Source organism: Streptomyces sp. NPDC055103, assembly GCF_053607625.1.
Map to the genome: position 1 here is coordinate 19,149 of NZ_JBSGTX010000086.1, position 12,898 is coordinate 32,046.

Below are 12,898 nucleotides of genomic sequence, written 5' to 3' on the forward strand. Positions count from 1 at the left end.
TCGACACGGGGTTCTCTCATGGATGCCTTCACCGTGGGCATCGGCGTGCTCGTCGCCGTTGTCCTCCTTCTCGTCGTCACCCTGGTCTTCGTGATCAGCCGGCTGTTCCGCAAGGTGGAACAGGGCAAGGCGCTGATCGTCTCCAAGATGCGCAAGGTCGATGTCACGTTCACCGGGCAGGTCGTGCTGCCCGTCCTGCACAAGGCCGAGGTCATGGACATCTCGGTGAAGACCATCGAGATCTCCCGCACCGGTCGGGACGGCCTGATCTGCCGGGACAACATCCGTGCCGACATCCGGATCTCGTTCTTCGTACGGGTCAACAAGACCGTCGAGGACGTCATCAAGGTCGCCCAGGCCATCGGCACGGCGCGCGCCAGCGACAAGGAGACGTTGCAGGAGCTGTTCAACGCCAAGTTCTCCGAGGCGCTCAAGACCGTCGGCAAGCAGCTCGACTTCACCGACCTCTACACCAAGCGTGAGGAACTGCGCTTCCGGATCATCGAGATCATCGGCATCGACCTCAACGGCTACAGCCTGGAGGACGCGGCCATCGACTACCTGGAGCAGACGCCGCTCACCCAGCTCGACCCGGGCAACATCCTCGACGCCCAGGGCATCCGCAAGATCACCGAACTGACCGCCCTCGAGAACGTCCGGACGAACGAGTTCCGCCAGCACGAGAACAAGGAGATCACCCGGCAGAACGTCGACGCCCGCGAAGCGATCCTGGAGCTGGAGCGGCGGCAGGCGGACGCGGAGATCAAGCAGAAGCGGGAGATCGACACCGTACGGGCCCGGGAGGAGGCCGAGACCGCGCGGGTCGTCGAGGAGGAGCGGCTGCGGGCACAGGGCGCGTTCCTCAGGACCGAGGAGCAGCTCGGGATCCAGCGGGAGAACCAGGCCCGCGAGGTCGCGGTCGCGCAGAAGAACCGCGAGCGGGTCATCGCGATCGAGAACGAGCGGATCGAGAAGGACCGCCTTCTGGAGGTCATCGCCCGCGACCGGGAGACCCAACTGACCAGGATCTCCGCCGAGAAGGAGGTCGAGGCCGAGCGCCGTGACATCGCCGAGGTCATCCGGGAGCGGATCGCGGTGGACCGTACGGTCGCGGAGCAGGAGGAGTCCATCAAGCGGCTGCGTACGGTCGAGGAGGCCGAGCGCACCCGCCAGGCGATCGTCATCGCCGCCGAGGCCGAGGCGCAGGAGCGGCTCGTCAAGGACATCAAGGCGGCGGAGGCGGCCGAGCAGGCCGCCGTGCACCGCGCCGCCGAGGAACTCACCCTGGCCGAGGCCCGCAACAAGGCGGCGGACATGGACGCCCGTGCCAAGATCCGCCTCGCCGAGGGTGTCCAGGCCGAGGCCGCCGCCGAGGGTCTCGCCGCCGCGCAGGTGCGGGAGAAGGAGGCCGACGCCATCGAGAAGACGGGCCGCGCCGAGGCGGACGCCACCGAGGCGCGCCTGCGAGCCGAGGCCGAGGGTCTGCGGGCCAAGGCGCTCGCCGAGGCCACCGCGATCGGCGAGAAGCTGAAGGCGGAGGCCGAGGGGCTCAACCAGAAGGCGATCGCCGTCGCCGCGTTCGACGAGGCGTCCCGTACGCACGAGGAGTACCGGCTGCGCCTGGAGGCCGAGAAGGAGATCCGGCTCGCCGGCCTCGACGTCCAGCGGCAGGTCGCGGAGGCGCAGGCCACCGTGCTGGCCACGGGCCTGGAGCACGCCGACATCAGCATCGTCGGCGGCGAGTCCGTCTTCCTCGACCGGCTCGTGCAGTCGATCGCGCTGGGCAAGTCCGTCGACGGCTTCCTGGACAACTCCCGGACGGCGCGGACCCTGGCGGGGCCCTGGCTGAACGGCGACGGTTCCTTCACCGAGGACCTGACGAAGGTGCTCGGCTCGCTCTCCAGCGCGGACGTGCAGAACCTCAGCGTCTCCGCGCTGCTGACGAAGGTGATGCGGTCCGGCGTGCTGGACGCGCAGGTCCCCGGCCCGGTCGCCGCGGACCCGGCCGAGACCGCCGCGCTGAACGGCGCCGCCATGAGCTGACCGCCCCGGGGGGAGCGGTCACCAGGGGGTCCGGTGCCGGCGAACGGGGGAGTGGCCGGCACCGGACCCCGTATCCACCACGGTACAAGGAGCGGGACGGGATGAGCGCGGGAATCGACCGGGACACGTACGCGGTGCTGCGGGACCGCCTCGTCGCGCAGGCCGGCGAACTGGCCGGGCGGGCCGAGGCCCTCAACAAGGACCGGATCGCGGAGTTCGGTTCGGGTGAGCTGACCCTCATGGGCACGGGCCGCATCCGCACCGAGCGGGCCTGCCTGCCCGGGGACGTCGTGGCCGTCGGTGACGACGTGCTGCTCTTCGGCCGTCACGCGGTGTCCGACGGGCGGGCGGACTCCGCGGTCGCCGACGTGTTCACGCTCCACGACCGGGACCTGAACCCGCTTCCCGAGGATGCGGTTCCCGGACTCCTCGACGACCCGGACTTCCGGCGGGAGTTCGCGGCCCTGCACCGCTACTTCCAGGGTGCGCGGCTGCTGCGGCTCCGCCGTGTCGAGGGCCGTGTCCTCGCCGTGTTCCGGACGGGCGAGCAGGCCGATGATCTGCGCGTCCTGCGGTGGTCGGTCGGCCCGTCGGGGAAGACGCGCTTCCGTGACGCCCTGGGGGAGCGCGACCACGTCCTCCCTCCTTCCCAGGAGGTCGACTGGGTGGAGACGACCAGGGACGACCACGTACCGGGCCGGTTCCCGCACATCTCTCTCGGCGGCGGCGTCTACGTCTCGACGGTCGGCGGGTCCCTGACGGTCAAGACGGAGAACGACACCGAGACGGCCGAGGGCGTCCACACGGAGCCGGTCGACGAGCCGCTGCAGTCGCTGGCCGACGCCGAGGTCGCGTTCGCCGCCGTCGGCGTGCTCCTCCTCGTACGCGTCCGCCCGTACAAGGAGGAGACCCGACGTCACCTCGTCTTCAACACCCTGACGAGGACCGTGGTCCGGCTCGACGGCATCGGGCAGGCGTGTCTGCGGCTGCCCGACGACGAGGGGATCGTGTTCCCAGGCGGGTACTGCCTGGCCTCCGGCGCCGTGAAGACGTTCGACACCGACACCGCGGGCCTCGCCTTCGACCGGGTGGTCCGCTCGCCCAACGGCGAGGACCTCCTCTACGTCTTCCACGCCCAGTCGGAGGGCCGCGGTCTCCTCCTTCCGTACAACCTCATCCGCAAGGAGATCGCGACTCCCGTCTCCTGCCGGGGACACGCCCTGCTCGACGACGGGACGATGGTCGTCCTGCGGGCCGACGGCGGCGAGCCCGGCCGGGTCCACCCGGTGCAGCTGTGGCGGACGCCGTACGCGGCCGACACCCACGCGACGGCCGTGGGGGACGGACCGCTGGCCCGGATCGGGAACGCGGACCTCGTCCGGGGCATCTCCGACTGCCTGTCGATCGCCCGGCAGGCCGTCGAGCTCACGCCCGCCGGCGAGGTGTACGAAGCCCTCCTCGCCGCCTGCGTCCGCGCGGGCGATGTCCACCACTGGCTGGGGGATCCCGAAACCGGTGACCTGAGCGCACCGCTGACCGAGCTCAGGAGCACGCTCGCGCAGGTCCTCGACGAGTTCGAGACCGTGACGACGCTCACCCGGCAGGCCGCCGACGCCCTCGCGGAGTCCGCCGAACGGATCGGCCGACTGGTCCGGCGCATCCGCGGCGAGGCGCCCGCCACGGCCGAGGAGTGGATCTCCCGGATCACCGAACTCCGCCAGGCGCACGGCCACCTGGTCACCCTGAAGGAGATGCGCTATGCCGACACGGAAGGCATCGACACCCTCGCCGCCGACGTCGAGGCGGACACCGTCTCGGCCGGCCGGCGCGCCGTCGACCTCCTCCGGCGCGAGGACGCCTTCACCCGTCACCACGCCGAGGCGGCGCGGCTCACGGACGAAGCCGGCGCCGTCACCACCGTCACCGAGGCGGGCGGGCTCGGTGAGCGGCTCGACGAGCGGACCCTCGGCCTGCGGACGCTCGGCGAGGTCATCGTCGGCCTCGACATCGGCGACGCCACGGTCCGCACGTCGATCCTGGAGCGGATCGCCGACGTCCTCGGCGCGCTGAACCGCGCCCGGGCCGTCCTCGCCGCACGCCGCGCCGAGCTCCTGGACCAGGAGGGGAAGGCCGAGTTCGCCGCCGAGTTCGCGCTGCTGGGCCAGGCGGTGACCGGGGCACTGGCGGCGTCGGACACCCCGGAGCGCTGCGACGACCAGCTCGGCCGTCTGATGCTCCAGATGGAGAATCTGGAGTCCCGCTTCGCCGAGCACGACCACTTCCTCGCCGACATCGCCGGGAAGCGCACCGAGGTCTATGACGCCTTCACCGCGCGCAGGCAGTCCCTCCAGGACGTCCGCGCCCGCCGCGCGGAGCGGCTCGCCGGATCGGCCGAGCGGGTCCTGGACGCGATCACCCGCCGAGCCGCGACCTTGACCGGTCTGGACGAGGTGCACACCTACTTCGCCTCCGATCCCATGGTCGTCAAGGTCCGGCGCGCCAGTGCCGAACTGCGGGAACTCGGTGACCAGGTACGGGCGGAGGAGCTGGAGAGCAGGCTCGGCGCCGCCCGGCAGGAGGCCGGGCGGGCGCTGCGCGACCGCACCGAGCTGTTCTCCGACGGCGGCGACACCATCCGCCTCGGCCGGCACAGGTTCGCCGTCAACCGGCAGGCCCCCGAACTGACCCTCGTACCGTACGAGGACACCATCGCCCTCGCCCTCACCGGTACCGATTACCGCGCGCCCGTCACCGACCCGGACGTCGCCGCGACCCGGCCGTTCTGGGACCGGACCCTGCCCTCCGAGTCGCCGGAGGTCTACCGGGCCGAACACCTCGCCGCGCGCCTGCTGGCCGAGCACGGCGCGGACGGCCTGGCGGGGGAGGACCTGCCCGCGCTCACGCGGCGGGCCGCCGAGGCCGCCTACGACGAGGGGTACGAGCGGGGCGTCCACGACCACGACGCGGCGCTGATCCTGGAATCGGTGCTCGGCCTGTACGAGAGCGCGGAGTTGCTCAGGCACCCGGCCTCGGCGCGAGCGGCCGCCCAGACGTTCTGGGCGGACACCGCCGAAACCCGCGACCAGCTGACGCACCGGGCGCTCGCGCTGACCCGGGCCCGTGACCTCTTCGGCGCGGAGTCGGCCGTCGACGGCCTGCGACGGGAGCTCGCCCAGGAGATCGGCGACCCGACGGCCGCCGCGTACCTGGTCGAGGAACTCGTCTCGGACCAGCCGGGCTTCGCCGTCTCCAGCGCGGCGCGGACGTTCCTGGACGCGTTCCGCCGCGCCGTCGGCTCCTCCGCGTACGACGACGCCCTCGCCTCACTCACGGAGCCGAGCGCTCGGCGCCAGCTCGTCGAGGCCTGGCTCACCGCCTACGCCACGGCGACCGGGGCGGAGCCCGACGGGGGAGTGCTTGCCGAGGCCGTCGCCGTCGAGCTCTGCCCGGGGCTTCTCCGGTACGAGGTGGCCGGCCCGGTCACGGCGACGGTCACCGGCCTCCTCGGCAACCACCCCCGGGTGAAGGGACGCTCACTGGAACTGCGGCTGGACGAGTTCCTGGACAGGACACGGGCCTTCGCCGAGCGGGACGTACCGGCCTTCCGTGCCTACCGGCGGCGGCGGGCGGAGCTCGTCACGGCCGAGCGCACCCGGCTCCGGCTGGACGAGTACCGCCCCCGGGTGATGTCGTCCTTCGTACGCAACCGGCTCGTCGACGACGTCTACCTCCCGCTCATCGGCGACAACCTCGCCAAGCAGCTCGGCGCCGCGGGGGACGCCAAGCGCAGTGACTCCCAGGGCCTGCTGCTGCTCCTGTCCCCGCCCGGCTACGGCAAGACCACCCTGGTCGAGTACGTCGCCGAGCGCCTCGGCCTGCTCCTCGTCAAGGTCGACGGACCCGCCGTCGGACAGCGCACCACCTCGCTCGACCCCGCCGAGGCACCCGACGCCACCGCCCGCAGGGAGCTGGAGAAGATCGCCTTCGCCCTGACGGCGGGCAACAACGTCCTCCTGTACGTCGACGACATCCAGCACACCTCGCCGGAGTTCCTGCAGAAGTTCATCCCGCTCTGCGACGCCACGCGCACCCTGAACGGGCACGACCTGCGGGGCAAGCGCTTCGCCGTGTGCATGGCCGGCAACCCGTACACCGAGTCCGGACGGGCCTTCCGCGTCCCCGACATGCTCGCCAACCGCGCCGACGTGTGGAACCTCGGCGACGTGCTGACCGGCAAGGAGGACGCCTTCGCACTCAGCTTCGTCGAGAACGCGCTCACCTCCCACCCGGTCCTGGCCCCGCTGGCCGGCCGCGACCGGACCGATCTGGAACTCCTGGTCCGTCTGGCGGACGGCGACCCCACCGCACGCCGCGACCGTCTCGGCCACCCCTACGCCCCGGCCGAGCTCGATCAGATCCTCGCCGTCCTCCGTCATGTCCTGACCGCCCGCGAGACGGTCCTCGCCGTCAACGAGGAGTACATCGCCTCGGCCGCCCGCGCCGACGCGGCCCGCGTCGAACCGCCCTTCCGGCTCCAGGGCTCGTACCGCACCATGAACAGGATCACGGCCCGCATCACCCCGGTGATGAACGACGCCGAGCTCAGCGCCGTGATCGACGACCACTACACCGCCGAGGCCCAGACCCTCACCACCGAAGCCGAGGCCAACCTCCTCGGACTCGCCGCGCTCCGCGGCCCCCTCAGCCCGGCCCAGGCCGCCCGCCGGTCCGAGATCACCGCCGCCCACGCACGGGCCCGAGCGCTCGGCGGCTCCGGCGACGACCCCCTCGCCCGGGCGGTCGCCGCCCTCGGCATGCTCGCCGACCGCATCACCGCCGTCGAAGCGGCGATCACCCGCGCCACCGACCCGCGCCACCTGCTGGTGCGGCCTGCGGGACGCCACGCGTCACGATCCGAGTCCGTACCGGACCCCGGGCACCGTCAGAGCTGACGCGGCGCGGGGGGTCAGCTCTCGCGAGAGCTCGGGGCATGGCCGTGGTCGACCGCGTAGGCGGCGAAGACCCGGGCGGCCGAGCCGTTCGTGTGGAGGAAGCGGTCGTCGAGGCGTTCGGCGAGGTCGTCGAGTGCGGCGCGGAGGACGGAGCCCGACAGCCGGACGTCCGGACGACGGGCGAGGGACGCGCGCTCCGCCAGGGCCACCGCGTAGCCGACCTGGCGGGGGAGGGCGGTGCTCGCGTCGACGTCCTCGAAGTAGTACGACTCGGGGTACTGCGTGAAGTCGACCGTGGCGACCGAGAACGCCGAGGCCAGACTTCCGAGGAGCGCGGCGCCTCCGTCGGAGTCGAGGGCCTCGGCGGCCGGCCGGCCGCGGCGGATGTGCGAGAGGCGCAAGGCCAGGGCTCTGCGCCGGGCAAGAGCGGGGTAGATGCCGAGGGTCCAGGCCACGGTCGCCGACAGCAGGGCGAAGCCCACGAGGGCTTCCATGGGGGTGAGGACGCGGAGCCAGCCCGAGGCCGGGGCGATGTCCCCGAGTCCGAGCGTGGCCAGGGTGACCAGGGAGACGTAGAGCGCGTCGACGGGGCCGGTGTGCTCGGCCGGGGTCAGCCCCGCCGCGTATGAGAAGTGCCCGGGCATGTGCGGCCAGTAGATCAGCGCCCACCCGACGGCCACCGTCAGCGCCCACAGCGCGACGACGACGACCATGCCCAGGGGGCCGGCCAGCCCCGCGGGACGACGCTGGGGGCCGAGCCGCGCCGAAAGGCGCCACACGGCCGTCATCGCCAGCCGGCTCAGCCCGCCGTGGCGGGTCGGGTGCCAGAGCGTGTGGAAGACGTCCCGGAGGACGACGAGGACTAGGAACACGCCCAGAAACGTCGGAAGCCACCTCATGCCGGCATCCCACGCGCGGCCCGGACTCCCTCGACCGGCTCCGCCCGCGAAGGACAGGAGCATTCCGCCGTAGGCTCCTGATCAGCGGAAATAAGTGCACGGTGAACGGACGTGTCTGTCCGGATAACGGTCGTGTCACGGGTGCTGGCCTTTTGGAAGATCACCGTCCGTAGTGTGGCACGCGTCACGTGCACGGGTGGGGTTGTCGTGGTAGGAATGCGCAACTCCGCAGGTGGCACCACCCTCAGCCGCCTCCGGACAGTGCCGGCACGCACCGGCAGCACGACCCACGTGATCACGGTCCGAGTCCGCGGCCCGTCGATCCCCCGGTCGCCGAACGGACAACGGCGTTCGCTCCATGCCCGCACCCCCACACCGGCGCAGCCTCCCGCGCGCCGGTCCTGCGCCATCGAGGTACTCCACCGTGTCACTCGATTCCTTCACCCACTCCGTCGACGAGGCCGTCAGCGGATTCTTCGAGCCCATAGCCACCTGGCTCGGCGAGATCGTCTTCTACTCCGTGCCCGTCGGAGGCACCCAGCTCCCCCTGATCGTCGCCTGGCTCGTCCTCGCCGGCCTCGTCTTCACCGGCTGGTTCGGCTTCGTACAGCTGCGCAAGTTCCGCCTCGCGATCGACGTGGTGCGCGGCAAGTACGACGAGAAGGGTTCGGCCGGCGAGGTCAACCACTTCCAGGCGCTGACCGCTGCCGTCTCCGGCACCGTGGGCCTCGGCAACATCGCCGGTGTGGCCGTCGCCGTCTCCATCGGCGGCCCCGGTGCCACGTTCTGGATGATCCTCTGCGGCCTGCTCGGCATGGCCACGAAGTTCGTCGAGGTCACGCTCGGAGTGAAGTACCGCGAGGTGCACGCCGACGGCACCGTCTCCGGCGGCCCCATGCACTACCTGCCCAAGGGCCTGGCCGAGCGCTTCGGCAAGAACGGCAAGACCCTCGGCAAGGTCCTCGCCGTCCTCGCCTCCTTCATGATCCTGTTCTTCGGCCTCTTCGGCGGCAACCTCTTCCAGGTCAACCAGTCCTACGCCCAGCTCGTCTCCGTCACCGGCGGCGAGAGCGGCCTCATGGGCTCCTCGGCGGGTGCCCTGTTCTTCGGGATCCTGATCGCGGCCCTGGTCGGCATCGTGCTCCTCGGCGGCATCCGCTCCATCGCCTCCGTCACCAGCAAGCTGGTCCCCGCCATGGCGGGCATCTACATCGCCGCCTGCCTCGTCGTCATCGCCGTCAACGCCTCCGCGGTGCCGTCCGCGATCTCCACGATCATCGAGGGCGCCTTCAACCCCCAGGGTGTCGCCGGCGGTGTCCTCGGCGCGCTGATCATCGGCTTCAAGCGGGCCGCGTTCTCCAACGAGGCCGGCCTGGGCTCCGCCCCGATCGCCCACTCCGCGGTCAAGACGAAGCACCCCGCGAGCGAGGGCCTGGTCGCGCTCCTGGAGCCGTTCATCGACACGGTCGTGATCTGCACCATGACCGCCCTGACCATCGTCATCGCCAACCCCGCCAGCTACGTCGAGCTCCGCAACGGCGGCGACTCCATCGGCGGCGTCACCATCACCTCCGATGCCTTCGGCACGGTCATGCCCTGGTTCCCGTACATCCTCACCGTCGCGGTGCTGCTGTTCGCCATCTCCACCGTGCTGACCTGGGGCTACTACTGCATGAAGGCCTGGACCCACCTGTTCGGCCGCAGCCGCGCCAGCGAGCTGACCTTCAAGGTCCTCTACACCGTCTTCGCGGTGGCCGGCTCGCTGCTCACCCTCCAGACCCTGATCGACATGGCCGACGCGGTGCTCTTCATGCTGGCGGTCATCAACATCATCGGCCTGTACCTGCTCGCCCCGGTTGTCAAGCGGGAGCTCAACTCCTTCCTCGCCTTCGTGAAGAGGCGCGACGCCGGTCTCCCGACGGACGCGGAGGCCGAGACGGACCGCGAGCTGGTGAAGACCACCGTCTGACCGCCCCCGGCGGTCCGGCTCCGGCGGTCCGGCTCCGGAAGGGTCCTGCCCACACCTCGTGCCGTGGTGTGGGCAGGGCCCTTCACCCCGTTCGCGCCGTACGAAGACGCTCTGGCGAGGCCCCCGGCCACTCGATAGGGTGTAAAGAACGCGTCAGGATGACGCTGGTGTGCCGGGAAGTCTGGTCGGCGTCCGAGGGGCCGTGTGCCCACCCGCCGACCCGCCCCGGAGGCCATTCCCATGACACAGTCACGCCCGCGCAAGGTCGTTCTCGGACTGCTGCCCTGGCCCGAACGCCAAGCGATCACCGAAGCGCTGCGCACGGAGACGGTCGGCGGTCTCGTGCTGGTCGGTGCCGCCGTGGTCGCCCTGATCTGGGCCAACAGTCCGTGGAGCGAGGCGTACACGGCCGTACGCGACTTCCACTTCGGCATACCCGCCCTGGGCCTGGACCTGTCCGTCGGCCACTGGACCGCCGACGGCCTGCTCGCCGTCTTCTTCCTCGTCGCGGGCATCGAGCTGAAACGCGAACTCGTCGTCGGCGAGCTCCGCACACCCGCGACGGCGGCCCTGCCGGTGATCGCGGCGTTCTGCGGGATGGCCGTGCCCGCCGCGCTCTACGCCCTCACCGCGGCGGCGGGCGGCGGAAGCCCGGACGGTTGGGCGGTGCCGATGGCCACCGACATCGCCTTCGCCCTCGCGGTCCTCGCCGTCATCAGCACCCATCTGCCCTCGGCCCTCCGGGCGTTCCTGCTCACCCTCGCGGTCGTCGACGACCTCGGCGCCATCCTCATCATCGCCGTCTTCTTCACCTCCGACCTGAACTTCTGGGCGCTCGGGGCCGCCTTCGCCGGGCTCGTCCTCTTCTACGCCCTCCAGCGCCTCCGGGTCCGCGGCTGGTGGTGGTACGTGCCGCTAGGCCTCGCGATCTGGGCGCTGATGTACAACTCCGGCGTCCACGCCACCGTCGCCGGCGTCGCCATGGGCCTGATCCTGCGCACCACGCGCGACAAGGGCGAGGCCAGGAGCCCGGCGGCCCGCGTCTCGCACCTCGTCCACCCCTTCTCGGCCGGCGTGGCCGTCCCGCTCTTCGCGCTCTTCGCCGCCGGGGTGAGCGTGTCCGGCGCGGCCCTGACCCATGTCTTCACCGACCCGGAGCCCCTCGCCGTTCTGATCGGTCTGGTCGCGGGCAAGATCCTGGGTGTCTTCCTCGGCACCTACCTGGCCGCGCGCTTCACCCGCGCCCAGCTCAACCCCGACCTCGCCTGGGCCGACGTCCTCGGCCTGGCCGCCCTCGCCGGGATCGGCTTCACCGTCGCCCTCCTCATCGGCGAACTCGCCTTCCCGGCCGCGGCCGAGGCCGAACACGTCAAGGCCGCCGTCCTCATCGGCTCGCTCACCGCGGCCGCCCTCGCCGCCGTACTCCTGCGCCGCCGCAACCGCGTCTACAAGCGGCTGTACGAGGAAGAGGAACGCGACGACGACGCCGACGGCATTCCCGACATCTACCAGACGGACGCCTCGGAGGCCGCCGGGTCGTGACGACGGACGCCCTGACGCGGACGCCGGGCGACTCCTTCGGAGCCGGTGGCGGCGGAGGGCGAACGTGCCGGTTTCCGTGAGGAGTTCGCCAGACGGCGTGTGCGGCGTGGAGACGATGCGGAGAGATCATTAAGAAACCTTGTTGAATAAGCCCGTACCCCGGGTTCGCTCTTGATTTGCTCCTGCCAACCCGCACAGGGTTCTCTCGAACGTTTGACGCCCCACACGTCAACACGAGGAGAGATCCCCTTTCATGGCAACTCGCAAGCGATCCCACGGACTTCGTCACGCGGTCATAGCCACTGGTGTGGCAGGCGCGGCCGCCGCGGCGCTGTTCGCGAGCAACATCGCCGGGGCGGCCGCCCCGGCCGAAGGGACCGTGCACGGTCTCGGCGCCCCGGGCGCCGTCGACGGCAGCTTCGTCGTCATCCTCGACGCATCCGCGAACAAGGCGGACCTCGCGAAGAAGTACGGCGGCACACTCGTGCGCTCCTACGGCTCCGAGGTCAACGGCTTCTCCGCGTCCGGCCTCAGCGTCGACGAGGCCAAGCGTCTCGCCGCCGACCCCGCCGTCGGGACCGTCGTCCAGAACAAGCGGTTCAGCATCAACGAGACGCAGGAGAACCCCCCGTCCTGGGGCCTGGACCGGATCGACCAGGCCGACACGGCGGGCGACCAGAAGTACACCTACCCCGACAACGGCGGCGAGGGCGTGACCGCCTACGTCATCGACACCGGTGTACGTATCTCGCACCAGGACTTCGGCGGCCGGGCGAGCCACGGCTTCGACGCCGTCGACAACGACAACACCGCCGACGACGGCAACGGCCACGGCACCCACGTCGCGGGCACCATCGCCGGTACCTCCCACGGCGTCGCCAAGAAGTCCAAGGTCGTCGCCGTCCGCGTCCTGGACGACAACGGCTCCGGCACCACCGAACAGGTCGTGGCGGGCATCGACTGGGTCACCCAGAACCACTCCGGGCCCTCGGTCGCGAACATGAGTCTCGGCGGCGGCGCCGACGAGGCGCTGGACGCGGCGGTCAAGCGGGCCATCGATTCCGGCGTGACCTTCGCGGTCGCGGCCGGCAACGAGTCCTCCGACGCCGGGCAGGGCTCGCCGTCCCGGGTGCCGGAGGCGCTCACCGTGGCGTCCAGCACCAAGGACGACGAGCAGTCGGCGTTCTCGAACTTCGGCGCCGTGGTCGACCTGTACGCGCCCGGCTCGGACATCACCTCCGCCTGGAACGACAGCGACACCGGTACCAAGACGATCTCCGGCACCTCCATGGCCGCCCCGCACGTGGCGGGCGCCGCCGTGCTCTACCTGGCGGCCGACCCGTCCGCGACGCCCGCCGACACCGCTGCCGCGCTGACCGGGGCGGCCACCGCGGACGCCATCAAGAACCCCTCCTCCGGCACCGCGAACAAGCTTCTGAAGGTCGCCCCGTAGCGACACCGTCGTCACCCCGAGCGGTGGTGCGGCCCGGACC

6 protein-coding genes are annotated in these 12,898 nt (G+C 71.3%); 5 read left to right on the forward strand and 1 reads right to left on the reverse strand.

Annotated features, from left to right (window positions below; translation table 11 throughout):
- Window positions 1-18 precede the first annotated feature (18 nt).
- Both ACWFR1_RS35450 and ACWFR1_RS35455 read left to right on the forward strand, forming a co-directional pair.
- Window positions 19-2,043 carry a flotillin family protein gene (locus ACWFR1_RS35450; protein ID WP_453558833.1) on the forward strand — a complete coding sequence of 675 codons (2,025 nt, stop codon included), beginning with the start codon at window positions 19-21 and terminating at the stop codon, window positions 2,041-2,043.
- Between the two features lie 101 nt (window positions 2,044-2,144).
- Window positions 2,145-6,995, forward strand: a complete 4,851-nt coding sequence (locus ACWFR1_RS35455) for a DNA repair ATPase (protein ID WP_453558836.1) — start codon at window positions 2,145-2,147, stop codon at window positions 6,993-6,995.
- A gap of 14 nt (window positions 6,996-7,009) precedes the next feature.
- Here ACWFR1_RS35455 and ACWFR1_RS35460 read toward each other — a convergent pair whose 3' ends face one another.
- Window positions 7,010-7,894 carry a potassium channel family protein gene (locus ACWFR1_RS35460; RefSeq protein WP_453558838.1) on the reverse strand — a complete coding sequence of 295 codons (885 nt, stop codon included), beginning with the start codon at window positions 7,892-7,894 and terminating at the stop codon, window positions 7,010-7,012.
- Between the two features lie 424 nt (window positions 7,895-8,318).
- Here ACWFR1_RS35460 and ACWFR1_RS35465 point away from each other — a divergent pair, with 424 nt between their 5' ends.
- The 3 genes from ACWFR1_RS35465 to ACWFR1_RS35475 all read left to right on the forward strand — a co-directional run bounded on the left by ACWFR1_RS35465 (window position 8,319) and on the right by ACWFR1_RS35475 (window position 12,858).
- Window positions 8,319-9,863, forward strand: coding sequence for an alanine/glycine:cation symporter family protein (locus tag ACWFR1_RS35465; RefSeq protein WP_453558841.1), 1,545 nt, complete (start codon window positions 8,319-8,321; stop codon window positions 9,861-9,863).
- A gap of 240 nt (window positions 9,864-10,103) precedes the next feature.
- Complete coding sequence (nhaA, locus tag ACWFR1_RS35470) at window positions 10,104-11,405, forward strand: Na+/H+ antiporter NhaA (RefSeq protein ID WP_453558843.1); 1,302 nt, start codon at window positions 10,104-10,106, stop codon at window positions 11,403-11,405.
- A 253-nt stretch (window positions 11,406-11,658) separates the two neighbouring features.
- A complete protein-coding gene (locus tag ACWFR1_RS35475; RefSeq protein ID WP_453558850.1) occupies window positions 11,659-12,858 on the forward strand; it encodes a S8 family serine peptidase in 1,200 nt (399 codons plus the stop codon).
- The last annotated feature ends 40 nt before the right edge of the window (window positions 12,859-12,898 follow it).

Coding starts and splice junctions, on each gene's coding strand:
- nhaA (WP_453558843.1), top strand. CDS start 10,104: ATGACACAGTCACGCCCGCGCAAGGTCGTTCTCGGACTGCTGCCCTGG.
- ACWFR1_RS35475 (WP_453558850.1), top strand. CDS start 11,659: ATGGCAACTCGCAAGCGATCCCACGGACTTCGTCACGCGGTCATAGCC.
- ACWFR1_RS35450 (WP_453558833.1), top strand. CDS start 19: ATGGATGCCTTCACCGTGGGCATCGGCGTGCTCGTCGCCGTTGTCCTC.
- ACWFR1_RS35455 (WP_453558836.1), top strand. CDS start 2,145: ATGAGCGCGGGAATCGACCGGGACACGTACGCGGTGCTGCGGGACCGC.
- ACWFR1_RS35460 (WP_453558838.1), bottom strand. CDS start 7,894: ATGAGGTGGCTTCCGACGTTTCTGGGCGTGTTCCTAGTCCTCGTCGTC.